Annotated in this window: 19 protein-coding genes, 1 riboswitch and 2 other annotated features (1 of these 22 only partly in view); of the genes, 5 read left to right on the top strand and 14 right to left on the bottom strand. The window is 41.7% G+C overall.

From position 1 onward, the window contains the following. Nucleotides 1-15 precede the first annotated feature (15 nt). The 4 genes from AC623_RS08145 to AC623_RS08130 all read right to left on the bottom strand — a co-directional run bounded on the left by AC623_RS08145 (nt 16) and on the right by AC623_RS08130 (nt 3,729). Nucleotides 16-1,929: a vWA domain-containing protein gene (locus tag AC623_RS08145; protein WP_049661987.1), complete on the bottom strand. Its 1,914-nt coding sequence runs from the start codon at nt 1,927-1,929 to the stop codon at nt 16-18. A gap of 9 nt (nt 1,930-1,938) precedes the next feature. Then, nucleotides 1,939-2,778, bottom strand: coding sequence for an ATP-binding protein (locus AC623_RS08140; RefSeq protein ID WP_442853563.1), 840 nt, complete (start codon nt 2,776-2,778; stop codon nt 1,939-1,941). 143 nt (nt 2,779-2,921) lie between these two features. Further along, nucleotides 2,922-3,353, bottom strand: a complete 432-nt coding sequence (locus AC623_RS08135) for a Rok-like winged helix domain-containing protein (RefSeq protein ID WP_053104098.1) — start codon at nt 3,351-3,353, stop codon at nt 2,922-2,924. Between the two features lie 175 nt (nt 3,354-3,528). Beyond that, nucleotides 3,529-3,729: a DUF6501 family protein gene (locus AC623_RS08130; protein WP_049661985.1), complete on the bottom strand. Its 201-nt coding sequence runs from the start codon at nt 3,727-3,729 to the stop codon at nt 3,529-3,531. Between the two features lie 330 nt (nt 3,730-4,059). Between AC623_RS08130 and sda the strand changes: the two genes are divergently transcribed. Beyond that, nucleotides 4,060-4,191, top strand: a complete 132-nt coding sequence (sda, locus tag AC623_RS08125; protein ID WP_049661984.1) for a sporulation histidine kinase inhibitor Sda — start codon at nt 4,060-4,062, stop codon at nt 4,189-4,191. Between the two features lie 177 nt (nt 4,192-4,368). Here sda and odhB read toward each other — a convergent pair whose 3' ends face one another. Together odhB and AC623_RS08115 are read right to left on the bottom strand one after the other, a co-directional pair. Further along, complete coding sequence (odhB, locus tag AC623_RS08120; RefSeq protein WP_049661983.1) at nt 4,369-5,625, bottom strand: 2-oxoglutarate dehydrogenase complex dihydrolipoyllysine-residue succinyltransferase; 1,257 nt, start codon at nt 5,623-5,625, stop codon at nt 4,369-4,371. Between the two features lie 107 nt (nt 5,626-5,732). Then, the gene (locus tag AC623_RS08115) at nt 5,733-8,558 is read right to left on the bottom strand and encodes a 2-oxoglutarate dehydrogenase E1 component (protein WP_049661982.1); all 2,826 of its coding nucleotides are present in this window, start codon (nt 8,556-8,558) and stop codon (nt 5,733-5,735) included. Between the two features lie 685 nt (nt 8,559-9,243). On the opposite strand from AC623_RS08115, the gene AC623_RS08110 reads away from it, so the two are divergent. Next, entirely contained in the window at nt 9,244-9,840 is a 597-nt protein-coding gene (locus tag AC623_RS08110) for a class I SAM-dependent methyltransferase (RefSeq protein ID WP_049661981.1), read from the top strand. 39 nt (nt 9,841-9,879) lie between these two features. On the opposite strand, the gene AC623_RS08105 is transcribed toward AC623_RS08110, so the two are convergent. Next, nucleotides 9,880-10,959: a DsrE/DsrF/DrsH-like family protein gene (locus AC623_RS08105; RefSeq protein WP_053104097.1), complete on the bottom strand. Its 1,080-nt coding sequence runs from the start codon at nt 10,957-10,959 to the stop codon at nt 9,880-9,882. A gap of 380 nt (nt 10,960-11,339) precedes the next feature. Between AC623_RS08105 and AC623_RS08100 the strand changes: the two genes are divergently transcribed. After that, nucleotides 11,340-12,128, top strand: coding sequence for a PAS domain S-box protein (locus tag AC623_RS08100; protein WP_049661979.1), 789 nt, complete (start codon nt 11,340-11,342; stop codon nt 12,126-12,128). Nucleotides 12,129-12,584: 456 nt separating this feature from the next. Then, nucleotides 12,585-12,743, top strand: coding sequence for a hypothetical protein (locus tag AC623_RS21395; RefSeq protein ID WP_156187009.1), 159 nt, complete (start codon nt 12,585-12,587; stop codon nt 12,741-12,743). A gap of 82 nt (nt 12,744-12,825) precedes the next feature. On the opposite strand, the gene AC623_RS21730 is transcribed toward AC623_RS21395, so the two are convergent. Continuing rightward, nucleotides 12,826-12,975 carry a hypothetical protein gene (locus tag AC623_RS21730; RefSeq protein ID WP_176713752.1) on the bottom strand — a complete coding sequence of 50 codons (150 nt, stop codon included), beginning with the start codon at nt 12,973-12,975 and terminating at the stop codon, nt 12,826-12,828. Between the two features lie 19 nt (nt 12,976-12,994). Then, a riboswitch (cyclic di-GMP riboswitch) is annotated at nt 12,995-13,080 on the bottom strand. A gap of 427 nt (nt 13,081-13,507) precedes the next feature. Between AC623_RS21730 and AC623_RS08095 the strand changes: the two genes are divergently transcribed. After that, entirely contained in the window at nt 13,508-13,726 is a 219-nt protein-coding gene (locus tag AC623_RS08095; protein WP_049661978.1) for a hypothetical protein, read from the top strand. A gap of 224 nt (nt 13,727-13,950) precedes the next feature. Here the strand turns inward: AC623_RS08095 and trpA are convergent, their stop codons facing one another. From trpA to trpE, 6 genes are read right to left on the bottom strand one after another with little or no spacing between them, the layout of a single operon-like run. Continuing rightward, complete coding sequence (gene trpA / locus AC623_RS08090) at nt 13,951-14,736, bottom strand: tryptophan synthase subunit alpha (protein WP_049661977.1); 786 nt, start codon at nt 14,734-14,736, stop codon at nt 13,951-13,953. Continuing rightward, nucleotides 14,729-15,934, bottom strand: a complete 1,206-nt coding sequence (trpB, locus tag AC623_RS08085) for a tryptophan synthase subunit beta (protein ID WP_049661976.1) — start codon at nt 15,932-15,934, stop codon at nt 14,729-14,731. Before trpB ends, trpA begins: the two co-directional genes overlap by 8 nt. Then, nucleotides 15,909-16,544: a phosphoribosylanthranilate isomerase gene (locus tag AC623_RS08080; RefSeq protein ID WP_049661975.1), complete on the bottom strand. Its 636-nt coding sequence runs from the start codon at nt 16,542-16,544 to the stop codon at nt 15,909-15,911. The genes trpB and AC623_RS08080 overlap by 26 nt, the downstream gene beginning before the upstream one ends. A 10-nt stretch (nt 16,545-16,554) precedes the next feature. Beyond that, complete coding sequence (gene trpC, locus AC623_RS08075) at nt 16,555-17,334, bottom strand: indole-3-glycerol phosphate synthase TrpC (protein WP_049661974.1); 780 nt, start codon at nt 17,332-17,334, stop codon at nt 16,555-16,557. Next, entirely contained in the window at nt 17,331-18,944 is a 1,614-nt protein-coding gene (locus tag AC623_RS20985) for a bifunctional anthranilate synthase component II/anthranilate phosphoribosyltransferase (RefSeq protein WP_082174362.1), read from the bottom strand. The genes trpC and AC623_RS20985 overlap by 4 nt, the downstream gene beginning before the upstream one ends. Next, nucleotides 18,944-20,338, bottom strand: coding sequence for an anthranilate synthase component I (trpE, locus tag AC623_RS08065; RefSeq protein WP_049666399.1), 1,395 nt, complete (start codon nt 20,336-20,338; stop codon nt 18,944-18,946). The genes AC623_RS20985 and trpE overlap by 1 nt, the downstream gene beginning before the upstream one ends. 70 nt (nt 20,339-20,408) lie before the next feature. Continuing rightward, nucleotides 20,409-20,637: a binding site (T-box leader), on the bottom strand. Between the two features lie 34 nt (nt 20,638-20,671). Beyond that, nucleotides 20,672-20,768, bottom strand: a binding site (T-box leader) (it continues 153 nt past the right edge of the window).

Raw genomic sequence — 20,768 nt, 5'->3', positions numbered from 1 at the left:
TTGAGTTACCTCCTTTTAAACACTTTTGTATAATAGTTTTTTCAATAACGGGAAGACTACGTTTGGCAAATCATGCACATCTGTGACAAAGATGCTGTACTTTCCATATATATTTTGTACAGTTTGCTTTTCCGCCTCCCCTATTTCTCCATCGGCAAGAAAAAGGTTAATCACTTCAATCCCTAGCTTTCGAGCTTCAAGGACCGCTTCATGTGTATCAATAATGCCGTTACGATCATAACTATAGGCTGCAGGTTCTCCATCGGAAAAAATCAAAAGAAATTTTTGCTTTTCACTTCGCTTGATGATTCTTTCCTTTACCACACGAATAGCGAATCCATCACGGTTATCCTCCTCTGGTTTCAGCTGTAAGACTTCAGGACCGCTTACAGGCTGCAAAGATGAATAATAATCAATGACAGTATGAAAATAATTAGGCTGCAGCTGATCCGTTGCTTCATTTGTATCTTCCCAAAAACCAATGACCTCGTGGGGAACCTTCACAGATTTTAAGGATTCATGAAAGAGGATGATTCCTCGTTTTGTTTGTTCCATTTTATCTTCCATGGAAGCAGAGCAGTCAACAAGCAGCGTGAACGTTGCATCAATTTCAGTTGATGGCTCTTGTTTTTTATAAAACAACCGGGGCTGATCTTCTGTGAAAAAACGAAGCAGCTTTTTATTTAGCCTTCCTCTATGAAGATCACTGCGCGGCTGGATTTTTTTATGTTCTAATGTTTTTTCAATCATATTTTTCAGCTTTTTTTGAAGCGGAGCAATTTGTGTCTTTTGCAGTTTATAGTGATCGATATCTTTTCGCGTCGGCACTTCTGCTTTCTTAAAAACTGGTACGGCAAAGCGGTTTTCTTTCCCAAAAGCAGCTTCTCCCTTGCTCTTTGCTTCTTTCTGCGCTTGTTCTGCCGGCAGGTTAGAAAAGTCTTTACGGCTCGTTTGCTGGGCAGATCCCTGCACCATCGCAAGGGCCTGATCCCCTGCTTCTCCTTCTCTTCCCCCCTCCCCTAAAAGGTTGGTTTTCGATCCCTGGTCTAAGTCAAATTGCAAAAAGCTGCTTCCGAGTTCACTCGTTTCACGATGCCATGTCCGAAACTCTTCATCTATAATTTCTTCCTCGCCCGTTTTTTCTTCCTCCAGCTGATCGTCGTTCGCAAGCGGATCTTTCCTCTTTAAATCATGATAAGTGTCACCTGTAAACCCTTGTTCTGCAGAAAACTCCGGCAGATGGAAATAGTGGTTCAATATATCCCGTTCGACTACTTCCTCTAGCACCTCCACGATGCCTTGACTGACTTTTATCACTTCAGCCGTTGAACGAGCATCATAGAAGTTCATAATCGATCTTTGAATAAAAGGCATGGCTGCATCAATACTCTCATTCATCAGCGGCGGCTGTATCGGTGATTCTGCATGCATCAGTAAATAGTGCAAATTGAATAAAGCGTCGGTAAAAAGACTTTTTACAAGGTTGACGTTTAATTGCGCATTAAAATACTGTCGGTACATTCTTCTTCTAGCCGTGAAAGCTTGTTTCGTACCAGGACGTTCTTTCTTACATATTTCCTCCAAACGCATATCTTCTGCCAGCACAACAAGCTGTTTGGCAAATGAAGCGACCGGGGAATGCTGAACGCGCTGAACAAATTCTTTTATAACCTGTTCGTCTGTATGCTGCCAGCTGCCAAGAGCACGCAAAAAGAGATCCGACTTATATCCATGCCACTTATCCTTCTCAGGCCGATGATTCCAAAAGTGGCTGATATAAATTTTTTTCTCCTGTTTGTTCATATAAGAATAGGGACTGTATTCAATCTCTGCTTCCGGTTCTCTCGTTAACGTTTTAGCTAAGTCGGTTAATTGCATGAACAAAAAGGAATCGATTGTTTCATCATTAAATTGAATAAAACGTTTCATGGAATCTCCTCATTCAAAAAATGTTTCAGCAATGTTTTTTACTGCTGCTTGTTCACGTTCATCCTCAAGCTTATCAATGATTCCCCGTTGAATCGCTCTAAGGGGCGGCATATATAAAGCCAAATCACACGTATCAATTAACGCCCGTATTGAAGCGGCTTCTTCGGAAATTTGCCCATTTTTCACTTGAGTAATTAAATCTTGTGATAAGTCGGCAAAACGGCGGATCAGCTTTCCATCCTTTAGCTGGCTTTCTGCTTCCAATACGCGAATTAACGTTTCGCCGCCAATATAGGGGACATCAATGACGATAAAACGATTTTTCAATGCTTCATTTAGAGGAACCGTTCCGACATAACCTTCATTGATCGCCGCAATCACTCCAAAAGACGGTTCAGCGATAATCACTTCTCCAGTGAAAGGATTTGTAATCATGCGCCGGTAATCCAGCACTCCATTGAGAAGCGGCAGAGTTTCCGGCTTAGCCATATTGATTTCATCGATATAAAGCAGATGCCCTTGCTTCATCGCTTTTACAACCGGACCCGGCACAAACTCAATCGTATTCTTCCCTTCTCGTTCAGCAATCGTCTTATAGCCAATCATCGCTTCCGCATCCAAATCTACCGAACAGTTAATGCTATGCATCGGCTGGGAAAAGATAGACGATAATGTCTCTGCTAATTTTGTTTTCCCTGAACCAGTCGGCCCTTTCAGCAGCACATTTTTACCTAAAGAAAGAGCTAATACAGCATCAAACAAGACCGCTTCATCCTCTGGCTCATATCCTGCGTTCCCAATCAACCAAGTTTCTTCTGTGTGTTCAAATCTTTCTTTTCTTTCCTCTATCTTCTGCTTTACAGCAGGCGGCCACTCATGAATAAACAAGTCCATCTCCCTCTCTACTATCCATTACGTTATTCTCTTATCATACATTTTCATCAATTAAACGTAAAATAAGTAACACATAAAAAAACTGACTGCCTCAGCAATCAGTCTTCATACTCGTATATATACAATCCTCTTCCCAATTTACGAACCCGGTGATTCTCGCGCTCAAGGCCAACCATGAATGTTGTCATGTTAGCGATTTTTTTGCCGGTTTCGCCTTCAATCTGGCGCTGAAGCTCAACTCCGCGAATTGGCGTATTTTGCTTTTTTAATATCGTGACGGCTAACTCACGTAACTCCTCAAGATTTTCACTGCGTCGTCCTCTTCGCTTTCTTTCTTTAGGCAAACCGCCAATCTTCGTTAGGGCCACGATTTCCTTAGAGCTCTCCGTCTTTCCCGCTTCGATTGTATCCAGCTCTTTTAATCTTCGAAAAATAGCTTCTCTTTCTTTTTGAAACTCCTGGATAATTCTTACTTCTGAATTAGCCAGCTGTTCCAGCCTGATCTTCAACGCAACTCTCTCATTAAACACCTGTACTCCCCCTATAATGGACCAAACGCTTATATTTATGTATGGAGAAGGCCGTTTTTCCAAAATTACCGGTTTCTTCCCTGCCCATTATCTTAACAAAAAATCCCTGTAAATACTAGCTGTTCTTATGTTTTGTTATAAAAGAGCAGAAAATTCTTTCCACTATATTTGTTTATTATTCTTCAAAATAGTCTTTATAAAAACCAGATACCTTCCCTTTGTCATCAACAAGGAAATAAAATTCTTCTGTTTCATTTTTTACATCATACAGTTTTCCTGGAGTTAGTCTATTTTTAACCATGTATTTCTTTGCATCTGTATGAAGGCATTTTACTGTTTTAATTGTATCTTTTTTTGTCCACTGAAGATGATTCATGTTTTCTCCTTTCGATCGCGTTTTGTATCTACGGATCTCTTTCATACTCTACATTATCATACCATATTTAAAATTGAACTGAAAAGCTGTTTCATAAAACACTATTTGTAAATGAGGGTTTGTTTACATAATATTATTATAGTTTTCACAAGCAAGCAACCCGTCCTAAAGAGCTATTTCACCTTTTCATTACTGACTTTCGAATGATTTTTACAATTAACCTTTAAAAAAAGAAATAGATTCTGTATAATAACAGAAAATAAAGAGAATTCTTTATTTGTTGTTTCGGAAGCCACGGATTATACTGACCTATTTCAAGGAGGTAATTTCATGAAAATCATGAGTAATGAAATGCTTGTAGCAGCCTATCGGGACGCAAAAAACAAAGGTCAAGACGCAGATTGGATTAAAATGCTTCGAAGTGAAGCGCAAAAACGTGGTCTTAACGTGACGAAAAATTAACGCTAAAAATTAGCAAGGTATGCCAACTATCGGCATACCTTTTTTATATGGAGGCCCTGCTATACTTAGTTTCCGATGTTCGCTGCACTCAACTATTGAAAAACTACATTTATCTTTCACTGTGCATATACGCAAAAAAAGAACAAGCCAGCCGATCAACCGGCTGGCTTGTGGTTATTAACCTTCAAGAAGAAGATCTTCAGGATTTTCAAGTAAATCCTTCACCATTTTTAAGAATCCTACTGCTTCTTTTCCATCAATCACTCGGTGATCATAAGAAAGAGCTACATACATCATTGGACGATTTTCCATGCGGTCTTTATCAATAGCAACTGGACGTGTTTGAATTGTATGCATTCCTAGGATACCTACTTGTGTACCATTAAGGATTGGTGTAGAAAGCAAGGAGCCGAACACACCACCGTTTGTAATCGTAAATGTACCGCCTTGAAGATCGCTAAGAGCCAATTTGTTATCACGTGCTTTTAACGCAAGGTTCAAAATATCGCCTTCGATTTCAGCGAAGTTTTTGCGGTCACAGTCACGAACGACTGGCACAACAAGGCCTTCTTCAGTAGAAACCGCTACACCGATATCATAGAATTTTTTCAAAACGATTTCATTTCCATCGATTTCAGCGTTTACGTATGGGAACTTTTTCAATGCAGCTACTACTGCTTTTGTGAAGAAAGACATAAATCCTAAGCGAACATCATGAGCTTCGAAGAATTTGTCCTTTTTACGTTTACGCAATTCCATTACCGCTGTCATATCAATTTCATTGAATGTAGTCAGCATAGCTGTTGATTGCTTCACTTCTAAAAGACGGTTAGCAATTGTTTGGCGACGGCGGCTCATTCTCTCACGAACAACTGGTTTGCTGTCATCTTGTTTTGGTGCAGCTGCTGGGGCAGGCTTAGCCGCTTGCTGAGGAGCTGCTGGTTGTGAGCCGTTTGCAGAGTAAGATTCTACATCTTGCTTGCGTACGCGGCCCATTGGGTCTACTGTTGGTACTTCATTTAAATCAATGCCTTTTTCACGAGCCATTTTACGGGCTGCAGGAGAAGCAATTGGACGTTGTTTCGGGTCTTGAGCTGCAGGAGCTTCTTTTACTACCTCTTGAGCTGGTTTTGCTTCTTCTTGCTGAGGAGCTGCTGGTGCAGGTGTTGCTTCAGCAGGTGCAGAGGCAGCTGCGCCGTTTCCTGCTCCTACAATAGCAATGACTTGACCTACTTCTACTGTATCGCCTTCTTCAGCTTTTAGCTCTTGGATTACACCGGCTTCTTCAGAAATAACTTCTACGTTTACTTTATCTGTTTCAAGCTCAACGATGTATTCGCCTTTTTCAACTGAATCGCCTGGTTTTTTCAACCATTGTGCAATTGTACCTTCTGTAATAGATTCTGCTAACTCTGGAACTTTAATTTCAGCCACTTTCGTGTCCTCCTCTAATGTACATTCATCTTATCAACAAGTATAAATAATTTATTCAAAGCGGAACAGGCCAAATTAGCAGCCTGTTCGCTTCTTTATCTACCTAATTAATCTCTTGTGATTGCTGCTTTTAGGATACGCGCTTGCTCTTTTTTATGCACAATTGCATCCCCCTCTGAAGGGCTGGAGCGGCGGCGGCGTCCAACATAACGAACAGTTGCTTCTTCTGGCGCCACATCGCGAAGACGTGCATCCACGTAAGTCCAAGCACCGAAGTTTTGTGGTTCTTCCTGCAGCCAAATAACTTCTTTCAACTGCGGGAAGCGAGCTAAAAACTCTCTAATTTCTTCTTTAGGGAATGGATATAACTCTTCTACTCTTAACACATGCAACCAGTTAAGTTCTTCTTCTGCTTTACCAATTTGTTCAGCCAGATCGACAGACACTTTACCACTGCAAAGAACGACTCTTTCCACCTGTTCAGGCTGGCTTCCAAGTCTTGGCTCTTCAACAACTGGTTTGAAGGAACCGGAAGCAAATTCTGATGCTTGAGAAGCCGCAAGCGGATGGCGAAGCAAGCTCTTCGGTGTCATGATCACTAATGGACGCACTTCTTCCTTTTGCAGGATAGAAGCTTGACGGCGCAAGATATGGAAATATTGAGCCGTTGAAGACAGGTTGGCCACTGTCCAGTTATTCTCTGCTGCGTTTTGCAAGAAGCGTTCTAGGCGACCGCTTGAATGTTCAGGTCCTTGCCCTTCATATCCATGTGGCAGAAGCATAACAAGACCAGATTTTTGACCCCATTTTGCTCGTCCGGAAGAGACGAATTGGTCAAACATTGGCTGCGCCATGTTAGCGAAGTCACCGAACTGAGCTTCCCAAAGAACGAGTGTCTCTGGAGAGAAAACATTATAACCGTATTCATAGCCGACAACTGCTAATTCTGTTAATGGGCTATTAATAACAACAAAAGAAGCATTTGTTTCCTCTAAATGATTCAGAGGAATGTACTCTTGGCCAGTCTCTACGTCATGAAGAACAAGGTTGCGGTGGGCGAAAGTACCCCGTTGCGCATCTTGACCTGTTAAACGGATTGGTGTGCCGCCTTTTAAGATAGAAGCAAATGCCAATGCTTCTGCGTGACCCCAATCGATCTGTCCATCTTTTTCAAATACATTTTCACGGCGTTTTAAAATACGTTCAAGCTTTTTAAATACGTGTAAGTCTTTTGGCCAGTTTAACAATTCACTGTTAATCCGGCTTAACACGTCTGCTTCTACTCCTGTATCACTAGAAGGAAGATCTTTTTCAACGAATTTCGGCGGATTCATGATGATATCCGGGTTTTCGTCTTTCTTCGGAACTGTTTCATACAGATCTTTTAATTTTTGCTCATTTTCACTGTAAAGTTTTTCCGCTTCTTCTTTAGAGATCACACCACGGTTCGTTAGTTTCTCTGCATAAAGTTCACGAACTGTTGGATGCTGATGAACCATTTGATACATCATTGGATTTGTCGTCATTGGCTCATCCATTTCATTATGACCGAAACGGCGGTAACCAACTAAATCAATAACAAAGTCTTTGCCAAAACGGTTGCGATAATCAACCGCCATAACAGCCGCAGCGATACATGCTTCTGGATCATCCGCATTGACATGAACGATCGGCACTTCAAAGCCTTTCGCTAGATCCGAAGCGTAACGAGTAGAACGAGAATCATAGCTTTCCGTTGTGAATCCGATCATATTATTCGCAATAATATGGACGGAACCACCTGTTTGATAGCCAGGAATCCGGCTCATGTTAAATGTTTCACTGACAACACCTTGACCAGGGAACGCGGCATCCCCATGAATCAAAATAGCTAGCGCAGCCTTTGTATTTTGTTCAGGAAGCCCTGATTTTGCACGATTTTCTTGCGCTGCTCTTGTATAGCCTGCTACAACTGGGCTCACGATTTCAAGGTGGCTCGGGTTATTAGCAAGTGTAACACGAGTTCCATCTGCAACTTCTTTAAAGCTATGATCAGCTCCAAGATGGTACTTAACGTCACCTGTCCAGCCGTATGTTGTCATCTTCATAGACCCTTCAGGCAGCAGGTTTTTGCTTGGTGCGTGTTGGAATTCGGCAAAAATCATTTCATATGGCTTGCCTAAAATGTGGGCTAAGACATTTAAGCGGCCTCTATGCGCCATACCGATATTGACTGTGTTCGCGCCTTTTTCAGCTGAATGCTTCACGAGTTCATCAAGAAGAGGAACCATGGCATCCAACCCTTCGATCGAAAAGCGTTTTTGACCAACGAATGTTTTATGAATAAATTTTTCAAAGCCTTCTACTTGTGTCAGTCTTCTCAACAACTGAACTTTTTGCTCGTTTGAAAATGTTGGATAATAATTGGTTGACTCAATTTGCTGTCTGAACCATTGTCTTTCTTCTAAATTATGGACTTGGGCTAATTCAAAAGCTAGTTTGTCTGTGTAGACTTTCTTCAAATGTTGGATCGCATCATATCCGTCTTTAACGTGCGCTGGCGCATCAGGACATAAATATTGAACAGGAACTTTCCGCAGTTCTTCTTCCGTTAAGTTGAAAGTACTTAACTCAATACGGTATGTGTCCTTATTTTTGTCGCTCAGTGGATTAATATCTGCTGCAAGATGTCCATACGTACGGATACTGTCAGCCAGTTTTACTGCGTTAAACAGAACATTTAAATCATTGCCTGATGCAGGTACAGCTGTCTTACCGCTTTCTTCTTGCGGAGCATTTGCTACAGGTGCTCCCCATTCCTCAAACATTTGCTTCATCTCTGGATCAACTGATTCAGGATCGTTTAAATAGTGTTCGTACAACTCCATTACATATCCAAGGTTTGGTCCGGAGAACTGACTCCACGGATTCCCCTGGGCTGTCTGCATTTTCATTCTGAAAAACCTCCAACTATTTCGCCCATTAATTTTTTGCTAAATCCTATTTTGATGAGCTCACATGGTATATTATCTTATGACTTTATCCACCATGATACACTCAGTGTGAAAATTTATACTGCCTACAAGGACATCTTACCACTGCCAGGTACTAAGGGAAAGCATTAAAGCTTAATTCATCAAATCTGTAACGTATTTTCCGTTAGTATAATTTGACAAATGGAAATTATTCTGGTACACAAAAACTTTTGCAGCATTTCCCCGTTTGATTAAATCCTCTATTTTACCTCTCCAAGGTGCAGCATCATTTTTTCCATGTACAATCTTACTACTCTTGCGCCGAAAAACCAACATTTTTTCATTAAAAAGTCACATTTATTATACAATTTGTCAAATGACAGCAACTTCGCTGTTTTATGAACAAAAATAGCTGCTTCAATCCATTTGCGTGACGGCCATTTTTCATGAGGAGAATAATATTTTTATATGAAAGGCTCTGTTAAAGGTGAATGCTGTTTTTTGAGTAGTTGATTAGCGCGGAAAGCGTCCGGCTGCAATGAACAGCAACAACCAGGTATAACAGAGCTATATGAAAAAATGCTTTTTTACCTTAAAAGGGCTATAAAGGGTTTCAACAGAGAGCAAGAGGTATATATTATAGAAAAAAACGGAGGAAACTATTATGTTTTCATCATTTTCTAAGCAATTTGAAAAACCAGAAGGCCTGCTTGGACAAGTAGCAGGTAAAATCATGTCGATAGAAAACCAAAGCATTAACAAATGGACGCTCGACCTCTTAACGATTCAACCAGAAGATCAAGTACTCGAAGTCGGATTTGGTCCTGGCTTTGCTATCGAAGAAGTAGGAAAACGCTTTCCTTCTATTTATATAGACGGTGTCGATTCGTCAGAAACAATGAAGCATACGTGTGAAAATCGAAACAAAGCCTTAATAAATGATGGAAGACTGCGCCTATTCGTTAAAGATATCGCTGAATTTACATCTGATAAGCAATATAACCGCGTTTTTTCAGTTAATAATTACCCGCTCTGGCCCAATCGCCAAAAAGGACTTGCTGTTTTATATGACTTGATGAAGCGAGACGGAAAAATTGCGATTACCGTCCAACCGCGCGAAGAAGATGCGGACGAAGAAAAAACAAAGGATTTAGCTCAGAGCATTAGCCGCGAGCTTGAGGAGGCCGGTTTTTCCGGTACAGCTATTCATTATAAGGATGTCAGACCAATTTTAACCGTATGTGTAACGGCCATTAAATAACAAAGGCGGCGTCCCATTAGGACGCCGTCTATTCACCTATTAGATAAATAAGTTCACGTTCGACTCTTCTGCCTGACCGAGATAAGTGGCTACCCCGCCAATTTCCACCCCATCAATCAATTCCTCTTTGCGAATTCCCATTACATCCATGCTCATTGCACAAGCCACAATCCGAACTCCCATATTCATCGCATTTTCCATGAGCGTTTCTAGACTGTCTACGTTCTTCTTTTCCATTACTTGACGAATCATTTTTGCTCCCATGCCGCCCATATTCATATTAGAAATAGGCAAATGCTTAGGACCAGCTGGCATCATTTTCGTAAACATTTTTTCCATGAAGTCTTTTCCATCTTGAGAAATTTCTTCGTCACGGCGCAGAATATTCAATCCCCAGAATGTGAAAAACATCGTAACCTTTTTCCCCATAGCAGCTGCGCCTGTTGCGATAATAAAAGAAGCAATCGCTTTATCTAAATCCTGGTTAAATACAACGAGGGTCGCTCCTTTATTAGCACTTTCTCCTCCTGCCTGCACAGAAGCTTCCAGTTTCCCTGCTGCCCCTTTTCGCATATAGGCGATCGTTGTTTTCCCTGATTTTTCACTGCCAATAAATGTGTTTCCTGTATTTGCACACCACGCTTTAGCATCAGCGATAAACCCTGGATCGGTTACTTTTACTTCTAGTATTTCCCCTTCTTTCATTTGATTCATAGCTTGGAATACTTGACTAATCGGCCCCGGGCATTGCAGTCCTGAACAATTCAATTCTCTATCAGGTTTAATTTGCGCCATGTCTGCCTGTTCTTCTTTCGTCTCATCTGCAGATTGACGATATTCAGCATAAGCGCGATAGCCGCCGGTTACATTATAAGCATCAAATCCATTATCCATTAATAATTGAACCGCTGTTTCTCCGCGCTTACCGGATTGGCAAGAGATATAGATAGGCTCATCTTTAGGCAGTTCATCCAAGTATTTTGCTAACTCCCCAAGCGGGATATTTTTACTTCCTTCTATATAGCCCATTAATGTTTCCGCTTCCTCACGCACATCAATAAGCAAAGCTCCTTCCTTTACTAGCTGATCAATTTCTTTTACGTCTACTGTTTTACTCACTTTTATTCCTCCTTTGGATACATACAGGGGTATATTTTTAGATAAAAAAAGATCTCTTTATCATGTAATTGCATTTTAGTATAAAATGATTCTATTGTCAAATACCCCTTTAGGTATATTAGAAAAAGAATTCCTTTGTAGACGTCCGGCTGTAAGTGAGCGGTACAATCAAATATGGGTTTATGGCATAGCGTAATTAAGTGCATTTAATAAAAAGCTCTGTTGATGTTTAATTAAAAAATATTAAAAATGGTCTTTTTTTACACATGCATTCAAACTAAAGAACATGTTAGTATGAGTACAATTCTTTACAGGCTGCCACAAAGTTAATGTATAATAGATTTTATACCTTTCGACGTCATACAACAGGAGTGACTTTTATGAGTGAAAACATTTCGGATATTGATTACAAACAAGTAATTGAGTATGCTTTAGAACCTTTAATTATTCATTCACAGCTAAAAATTATCTATGTTAATCGTGCAGCCGAAATATTCTTTAGGGCTTCGAAAGAAGAAATTGTCGGAGCAAGCCCTTTAGATATTTTTAAAGAGTCATCCAAATCAGCAATAGACAAAAGAATACAAAATGCTTATGAACGGCCAGCTAATGTAATTGAAGAAACCATATATCGCATGGATGGTACAACGGTTGATGTAGAACTATTTTGTCATCCTGTGTTAATGGGGAATACAAAAGCTATTCAGACATATGTAAGAGATATAACAGAAAGAAAAGCAGCTGAGAAAAAACAAAAAGAAATGATAAGTCAAATAAACGAGTTATCATCAACGCTAGTTCCACTATTGGATGAGTTTGCGGTACTTCCTTTGTTGGGTGTTTTTGATGAAGAACGAGCAAGACAACTTTTAGAAAGAGTCCCAGCAAACGTACAGAAACAACGTATAAAGTGCCTAATTATAGATTTCTCTGCTATTTATAACTTAGACTCTCTTGTAGCGGAATATATTTTTAAAATTAGCACCGTGTTATCGTTACTTGGTGTACGTTCTATCATCACCGGTTTAAGACCCGAATTAGCTCTAGTTGCCGTACAACTAGGTATAAATTTCAATTCCACATCCACTGTTTCAACTGTAAAAGCTGCACTTGATTTATTAGGTATAGAATATAATAAGGATTCATCCGTTCAAATGGAAAACAAGTAAAACAAAGAATTTAGGAGGCAATGTGACGAAACATTGCTTTTTTATTTTGAATTTATTTCTCCAACTAACCTGTTCCTTTAGCTCAATATGAGAATAAAAACATTTTACCTTCATTTATCATAATCCCCGTTTTCAAATATCGGATTTTTTCTTCCCCTCTTTATATTTATTTAGCCTGTTTTTGTATACAACCATATACTTGATTGCATCCCATGTAAAAAAGCTCAGAGCTGCCCCTAAGCTTTTTGATACTTATTTTATTAAAGTAATCATTGCAGAGGATTCATTTGTGATCGCTCGGAATGTTTACGCCCAGCATAAAAGATAATTGAACCCATCACACTGAAGACTAAAACCGCTAAAAATATATATGCAGACATTTCATCTCCCCTTAAACCGAGCTTATCCACAATCATCCCATTATAATACAGCAATTGAGCGGATAGGATGACTAAAATGATCGATCCTCTCAGCACAACTAAACGAGCAGCCCTTCTTCTTAATAATGGGATCAGAACAATGAAAAACATGAACAATGCTGCCACGATTAGAGTAACAAAGATCGGCCGCAATAAAGTGAATGATCCTAAAGATGGAAACGAGCCGTATGTGTAGATAGACCCTCCACGGTTCTTTTTAAGTTAGATAAAGGCCGCTATTTTTCTTTTAATTTACATTATACTCTTATGCTGCCCTACTATTGAGATAGTAACTGAATCGCTTTTTTTAACAGAACAATGTCTTTAGTGATTTCTTCTTTAACCCGTACGTCTTTGCAGCGTTCCCACTCGCCATACAAACGAGTAAGCTCTCTCATAAAGATAGATCGCTCTTTATTGTCACTCATACTGTATGTACCTTCTCAATTCTGCAGCCTGGCTATCTTAGCATTGGAAGCCTTAGACCCTTGGCTTTGCGTCCTAACCTTTCGATTAGTTTGCCTTTAATATTTACAACTCCATTTTACTATGAATATGAAAGAAAAAACATGCATAACTGTAAATTTTTCCACACTGTATCGCTGCGAATCGACTGTATTCTTTATGGTCATATGACCTGATTTATACTTCATGCATCGATTCAATAACTATATTTCCTCTGTCACGTCTCTTGCATAGGGCTTTATCATCTGGCGGTTCTATCATACTCGGTTATTTATTTACCTTTAATAGATTCAATTTTCAAATAACTATCCAGCTACTTATGATAAAATGTAAACAATTATTGGAAAAATGATGAACAGGTGTAAATATGCGTACCTAAAAAAAGATCAATTTATAGGACCCTGCTAGCAGAAGATTTCAGGACTTTCATGGCAATTATCACTTATTGTCTGGCTGTTTCGTTCATGATAGAAGATCATTAGGGGGAATACTTGTATGAAGTTACTTAAGACAATTATTTTTATTAGTTTTATAGGTATAGCTTGTTATTGGACTTTTACAAGAGACTTATCAATTAGTCCATTGTTAATGTCAGCTGCAGGCTTATTATTTATAGTGAAAGGATTAAGTACAATCAATGGTTCAGCCAATAAACAAAAAGTCTATTGGCAATGTGGATTAGGGATTAGTTTAATCTTACTAGCTTTTCTTTAGTTTCTTTATATTAATCTGCTGCGTGTCCACGAACGGCTAAAAAGAACAACAATTGTTGATCATAGATCCCTGCCGTTGTTACCTATACTTTAATCATCTTGTTCCACTTATTTGGCCACAACTCTATTATTTTCTACAATGACTGGACAAAGCCCGGCGTATATAAAAAATCGAGTATAAAATGATGAACATTTTATACTCGATTTACTATGCTTACTTCTTCATTAATTTGCTTTCACTGCTGCATGAGGGATCAATTGGTTGATTTCTTCTTTTTTCCCCTCATGAAATAATTCAACGATTTTACTGCCGACAATGACGCCATCGCAATGCTGGCCAAGCGCTTCCGCTTGTTCTTTTGACGATACGCCGAATCCGGCCAGTACCGGAACAGCACTTTTTGATTTAATGCGCTGCAAGTAAGCTGCGACATCATCCTGGTAGCTTGTGCGGACACCTGTCGTTCCTTTTACTGTTACGGCATAAATAAATCCCTCGGCTCCATCTGCGATTTTAGCGATTCTGTCTTCTGGACTCGTCAAGGTAACTAAACGAATTAAAGCAAGGTCCTGCTGCTTCAACGCTTCACTTACTTCTCCTTCTTCTTCAATTGGCATATCAGGAATGATCACACCGGATACCCCTGCTTTGCGGCTGTCTTCAGCAAACGCTTCAATACCATACTGAAAGACTGGATTCAAATATGTCATCAAGATGATAGGGATTGTAAAAGCGTCTTGATGAACAGTTAAATAGTCTAAAACATTCTTCAGCGTGACTCCGTGTGCTAACGCCCGCTTCCCCGCTTCTTGAATCACAGGGCCATCGGCGACCGGATCAGAAAAAGGAATGCCAATTTCCGCTGCGGTGACGCCTGCTTCCTGTAAATAAAGCAGCTGGTCCTTCAACGCATCGAGTCCGCCGTCCCCTGCCATAATATAAGAAACAAATGCTTTATGCTCTTTCTCTTGTGCCGTTTGAAAAGCTTTTTCTAGCTTGAATTTACTCATGTTCTTTGCCTCCTAGTCTTGCTTGAATGGCTTCCACATCTTTGTCGCCTCTGCCAGATAGACAAACCGCGATACATTCGTCTTTCGCCATCTCTTTTGCGAGCTTAGCAGCGTAAGCGATCGCATGTGAGCTTTCCAGTGCCGGAATAATGCCTTCTGTTTGTGTCAACAGCTTAAACCCTTCCAACGCTTCCTCATCGGTTATCGAAGTGTATTCGACCCGGCCGATTTCCTTCAGCAAGCTGTGTTCCGGTCCGACCCCCGGATAATCCAGTCCCGCTGAAATAGAGTGAGCTTCCTGGATTTGTCCGGCTTCATCCTGGAGCAAATACATTTTACTGCCATGCAGGACACCGATTTTCCCTTTTGTCAGCGAAGCAGCATGCTCTTCTGTATCAACACCGCTTCCCGCAGCCTCTACTCCATACATCTTCACGCTTTCATCATTAATAAATGGATAGAACATGCCCATTGCATTGCTGCCACCACCAACACAAGCCACGACTGCATCCGGGAGTTTTCCTTCTTTTTTCAGCATTTGTTCTTTCGTTTCCTTGCCAATGACACTTTGAAAATCGCGGACAATCTGCGGAAATGGATGCGGTCCAAGCACTGATCCCATAACATAGTGGGTATCCTCCACATTGGCTACCCAGTAGCGTAACGCTTCATTGACCGCATCTTTCAACGTGCCGCTTCCCTGGCTCACACTGACCACTTTCGCCCCTAACAGCTCCATCCGGAATACATTCAGCTTTTGACGGCGAATATCTTCTTCTCCCATAAAGATGACACAGTCTAGATTCAAGAGCGCACTTACTGTTGCTGTCGCCACGCCATGCTGACCGGCTCCCGTTTCTGCGACCACTTTCTTTTTCCCCATGCGTACCGCTAACAGTGCCTGCCCGATCGTATTATTAATTTTGTGGGCGCCCGTATGATTTAAATCCTCACGTTTTAAATAGATTTTCGCGCCACCCAGCTTTTCGGTTAAATTCCGGGCAAAATAAAGCGGGTTTTCTCGGCCGATATAATCTGTTAAATAGTCATTTAGCTCTCGTAAAAACGCAGGGTCCTGCATCGCTTCCTTATAGGCTTCCTCTAATTCAAGAACCGCCTGCATTAAGGTTTCCGGTACATAACGGCCGCCAAACGGTCCGAAGTGTCCCCGCTCATCTGGTTGTACATATGTAGTCATTTTTTGTTACTCCCTTCACTGTTTGAATAAACTGGTTCATTTTTTCCTGATCCTTTTTTCCGTCCGTTTCCACTCCGCTTGAGACATCTACGGCAAACGGCCGGACTGTTCGAATCGCTTCTTTCACATTTTCTTTGTTTAATCCTCCTGCTAAAATAAGACGGGAACGATCGAATGATTCTTTCTCTAAAAGTTTCCAGTCAAAAGACGTCCCGTTGCCGCCCCGGTAAGGACCAGCCGGACTATCAAGCAAAATAAAATCTGCCGGATAGCTCAATATGTCTGAAAGCTTCGCCCCTTTTTCAAAGCTAAACGCTTTAATCACTGGCAATCGCAGCTTCTTTGCAAATTCAGGCGGTTCATCTCCATGGAGCTGAATCACATCGAGTGAAGCCTGACTGGCAATGGATTCTATTTTCTCTAATTCCTCATTCACAAAGACCCCAACTTTTAACAGATCTTTCCCTAGGCCGGCAGCCATTTCTTCTGCCTGTTCAGCTGACAGCTGCCGCTTGCTTTTGGCAAACACAAAGCCAATGGCATCGGTTCCGATTTGTTTGGCATACAGGGCGGTCTCTAAATCCTGAATGCCGCATATTTTCACTTTCATGCTCGTCACCTCACAGGCTGATTTTTAATTCACGGAAAGTTTCGCCGATATTTCCGCTCTTCATGAAGGTTTCGCCGACTAAAATGCCTTTAGCTCCCGCCGCTTTGACCCTTTCCACATCAGCAGCTGTGCGAATACCGCTTTCGGCAATAAACACCTTCTCAGGGTGCCAATAAGCTTGCAGTAACTGTTCCGTCACACCTAAATCGACCACGAAGCTTTTCAAATCACGGTTGTTAATACCGATAACATCCGCATCGATCCGGAGAGCTCGCTCCATCTCTTCTTCATCATGAACTTCAAGCAATACATCGAGATCCTGCTCCTTAGCATATGAGTAGAGGCCAGCCAGCTGGTCTTGCTGGAGAGCGGCCGCGATCAGTAAAATAATATCCGCACCTGCCGCTTTTGCCCGGTCAATCTGGATCGCATCAATCATAAAATCTTTACACAAGACTGGGACTGTCACGTTCTGGCGCACTGCTTCCAAATCGCTCATCGTGCCTTTAAAAAAGGGTTCGTCTGTTAAAACAGAAATAGCATCAGCGCCGCTTTGTTCATATTCTTTTGCCTGCTGAACAGGGTCAACGCCGGGATGAATATCCCCTTTAGAAGGGGATGCCCGCTTAATTTCAGAAATGATGTTCATCTTTTCCGATTCGTAAAAACGAGTATATAAAGATCTTTTTGCCTGCTTCTCTCTCGGTGTACCCGCTTGGAAAGTCTGCTTCAAATGCTCGACTTCTTCCTGCTTCTTGGCGAGAATTTTATCTAAAATGGTTGCACTCATACTGGGATCCTCACTTTCTGCCGCTGTTTTGAATAGTCAATTAAATACTGTAATTTTGATAAGGCAGCGCCTGAATCAATGCTTTCTTTCGCTAGCTCGATGCCTTCTTGAATAGTGGTGGCTTTGCCGTTAGCGAAGAGGCCGATACCGGCATTTAAGAGAACGGTATCGCGTCTAGCTCCTTTTTCACCTTCTAGAATGCTTTTTAAAATTTCAGCATTTTCTTTTGCTTCGCCGCCGCGAATCGCCTCTAGGTCATACACAGGAAGTCCGACTTCTTCTGGCGTCACGATCATTTTTTTCGTCTCACCAGATTCAAGCAAAATCAAATGATTCTCTCCCGCTAAAGAAGCTTCATCCATAAAGCCAGCACCATTCAATACGACCGCCCGCTTTCTTCCAAGGCGATTCAGCACATTGGCCATCATCTCCAGCATATCCCGGCGATAAATACCAAGCAGCTGAGTATCAAGATGAACTGGGTTGGTTAATGGGCCAATTAAGTTAAACACAGTCGGAATTTTCAAATCACGACGGACCTTCATAATCTTTTTTAATCTCGGATGAACGTGCGGTGCGAATAAAAAGGCGATGCCGTTCTCTTCTAAAAGCTCATCTGTTTCCCCTTCTAAGTAATCAAGGGAAATGCCGAGATGCTCTAATACATCGGCGCTGCCTGTTTTGCTTGATACGCTGCGGTTGCCGTGCTTTGCTACTTTCACTCCCGCACCCGCCAATACAAAAGCTGCTGTCGTGCTAATATTAAAGCTTTGCGAGCCATCTCCGCCGGTTCCGCAATTGTCCATGACGCCTGACAGCTGCTTCCCTGTGCCGAGTGCGTTTTGCCGCAGTACATTCACAAGTGCAGCAATTTCTTCGACTGTTTCTCCCTTTGCTTTTAAAGCAACGAGAAAAGCCGCAATTTCACTGTCTGTTGCATCTTCCTGCAATATTTCTCCAATGGCCGCTTCCATTTCTCTTTCCTGCAGCGACTGGTGGTCGGACAGTTTCAGTAAGTATTGTTTCATGTTTTTCTCCTTTCGGTACTGACGGAAAAATTGCTGAATAATATCCGTTCCTGCTTTTGTTCCGATGGATTCAGGATGAAATTGCAGACCGTACACGGGATACTCCCGGTGGCGTATCGCCATAATTTCCTCATCATCCGCAGATGTGGCGAGCACTTCTAGCTTTTCTGGAAGCGACTCTTGATCAACAGAAAGCGAATGATATCGCATGACAGGAACTGGACCAGCCAGTGCCTGAAACATCCCTTTGCCGTCATGCTTAATGAGCGAGATTTTTCCGTGCTTAATTGTTTTTGCGGGCTTGATTTTTGCCCCAAACGCAGCCGCAATCGCTTGGTGTCCCAGACAAATACCGAGGATTGGAATCCGATAGAAAAAGCTGCGAACCACGTCGATACAAATGCCAGCCTCCTCTGGTGTTCCAGGTCCGGGTGATAATACGATAGCTTCTGGTTCAAGAGCTTCAATCTCTGCTAGTGTCATTTCATCGTTGCGGATGACCCGCACGTTTTTTCCTAAAGACCCAATTTGCTGATACAAGTTATACGTAAAGGAATCATAGTTATCAATGAGTAAGATCATTATTTTACCTCCAGCAATGCTTTTGCTTTATGCATTGTTTCTTCGTATTCTTTTTCTGGAATGGAATCATACACGATACCGGCTCCTGCCTGAACATAGGCTTGATTGCCTTTCACGATCATCGTCCGGATGGCAAGGGCAAAATCGAGATCGCCATTCGATGAGATATAGCCGACTGCTCCGGCGTATAAGCCGCGCTTCGTTGACTCTAAGTCATTAATAATTTGCATCGCCCGAATTTTTGGGGCGCCGGATACCGTCCCGGCCGGCAAACAAGCAGACAGTGCTTCAAGCGGATGAACTTCTTCCTTAAGCTCTCCTGTTACTTCTGAGACGATATGCATGACATACTTATATTTTTCAATCTTCTGATATTTAGATAAATGAACGGTCCCAATGTTACATACACGGCCAAGATCATTGCGGCTCAAATCGACAAGCATTCGATGTTCGGCTATTTCCTTCTCATCATTCAACAGTTCCCGCTCTAATGCTGCGTCTTCCTTTTCATCCGTCCCCCGTGGCCTTGTGCCGGCAATCGGGTTCGTCGTGACTTCCCGGCCATTGATTTTAATTAAACTTTCAGGTGAAGCACCTAAAACGGTGTATTCTTTAAAATCGATGTAGAACATATAAGGCGAAGGGTTGGATGTTCGCAAGCGCCGGTACAGTGAAAATGGATTGCCATCGAATGCTGCTTTTAATCGCTGAGAAAGAACAACTTGGAAAATATCTCCCCGAATAATATGCCGCTTCGCCGTTTCCACCATCTCGCTAAATTGTGCCTTATCGACGTTGCCAGTAAATAAAAGAGTTTCCAGCGAATCAGCTTGCAACGGTTGATGGATCCCGTTTACGCAATTTTCCAAATTTATAAGCGCTGCTTCCAGTTCTGCTTCTGACCGGTCGCCAAATAGGTCAACAGCGGCAAGCGTTACTTTTTGCAGCAAGTGGTCATAAATGATAAACGTATCGTAAAACATGAAATGAACATCTGGCATTTCCAGTTCATCCTCTAATGATTCGCCGATCTGCTCATCTAAAAACATAACGTCGTATCCGATATATCCAATCCCGCCCCCAAAGAAAGGAAACGGCTGTTCAGTTGTCCCTCTGTTATATAGCATTTCTTTTAATTGGCGGAGACTATGGCCGAAAGACGACTCACTCGTTCCAGTGCGGTGATTGAGTCGTTCTGTCTCCTGACCAATCGCTTTATATTCGGCTGTTGGATTCATTCCGAGAAAAGAATACCGCCCGCTTTGTTCATGCTTATAAGAGCTTTCAAGCAGGAATTTCTTTTCTCCCTGCATTTGGTGATAAAGCATGATTGGCGTTAGCATATCGCCTTCCATTTCCTTCAATTTATAATTCATTTTTTCTGTTGTTTTCATCTCTCTTTCACCTCTTGAGCGTTTAATAAAAATAAAAAAGTCCTCCGCAGCAAGTGAATGTATCACTGCTGCGGAGGACGGATTGACCGCGGTGCCACCTCGCATTGAAGCTCTAAAGCTTCCTCTTCGTCCAGATGGAAATTTTATCCCGTCTGGGTCCTGGTAACGGCGGAAGCCGGGCAGCCATTTCCTGCTGCCTCTCTGAAGTCCATTCAGTCTGATTTGCGGCACCGGCTCTCACCCTCCCGGCTCTCTGTTGCGCGCATCACAAGCTTACTCTTCTTCGTCATAGAGTTTACATATATATTTGAAAAACACAAAAAGCCCCCTATCGCAAAGGACGGGGAGCCGTGGTACCACCTTTATTGATTGCAGTTCGTGCAATCCACTCTAATAGCATCGAAGCTTACTGCTTGAATGCCTGTCTTTT

It is taken from the genome of Bacillus sp. FJAT-27231, assembly GCF_001183975.1.
Classification (GTDB): domain Bacteria; phylum Bacillota; class Bacilli; order Bacillales; family Domibacillaceae; genus Pseudobacillus; species Pseudobacillus wudalianchiensis.
The sequence above is the reverse complement of the archived record's forward strand: the minus strand, read 5'-3'. Positions and strand labels throughout refer to the sequence as shown.

Bases quoted from the DNA above. Each gene is read 5' to 3' on its own strand.
- AC623_RS08115 (WP_049661982.1), bottom strand. From the start codon at position 8,558: ATGAAAATGCAGACAGCCCAGGGGAATCCGTGGAGTCAGTTCTCCGGA.
- AC623_RS08095 (WP_049661978.1), top strand. From the start codon at position 13,508: ATGAAGTTACTTAAGACAATTATTTTTATTAGTTTTATAGGTATAGCT.
- trpA (WP_049661977.1), bottom strand. From the start codon at position 14,736: ATGAGTAAATTCAAGCTAGAAAAAGCTTTTCAAACGGCACAAGAGAAA.
- trpC (WP_049661974.1), bottom strand. From the start codon at position 17,334: ATGAGTGCAACCATTTTAGATAAAATTCTCGCCAAGAAGCAGGAAGAA.
- AC623_RS21730 (WP_176713752.1), bottom strand. From the start codon at position 12,975: ATGAGTGACAATAAAGAGCGATCTATCTTTATGAGAGAGCTTACTCGT.
- AC623_RS08080 (WP_049661975.1), bottom strand. From the start codon at position 16,544: ATGAAAGTGAAAATATGCGGCATTCAGGATTTAGAGACCGCCCTGTAT.
- AC623_RS08145 (WP_049661987.1), bottom strand. From the start codon at position 1,929: ATGAAACGTTTTATTCAATTTAATGATGAAACAATCGATTCCTTTTTG.
- AC623_RS08110 (WP_049661981.1), top strand. From the start codon at position 9,244: ATGTTTTCATCATTTTCTAAGCAATTTGAAAAACCAGAAGGCCTGCTT.
- AC623_RS08130 (WP_049661985.1), bottom strand. From the start codon at position 3,729: ATGAATCATCTTCAGTGGACAAAAAAAGATACAATTAAAACAGTAAAA.
- sda (WP_049661984.1), top strand. From the start codon at position 4,060: ATGAAAATCATGAGTAATGAAATGCTTGTAGCAGCCTATCGGGACGCA.
- trpE (WP_049666399.1), bottom strand. From the start codon at position 20,338: ATGAAAACAACAGAAAAAATGAATTATAAATTGAAGGAAATGGAAGGC.
- AC623_RS08100 (WP_049661979.1), top strand. From the start codon at position 11,340: ATGAGTGAAAACATTTCGGATATTGATTACAAACAAGTAATTGAGTAT.
- trpB (WP_049661976.1), bottom strand. From the start codon at position 15,934: ATGACTACATATGTACAACCAGATGAGCGGGGACACTTCGGACCGTTT.
- AC623_RS20985 (WP_082174362.1), bottom strand. From the start codon at position 18,944: ATGATCTTACTCATTGATAACTATGATTCCTTTACGTATAACTTGTAT.
- AC623_RS21395 (WP_156187009.1), top strand. From the start codon at position 12,585: ATGATCGATCCTCTCAGCACAACTAAACGAGCAGCCCTTCTTCTTAAT.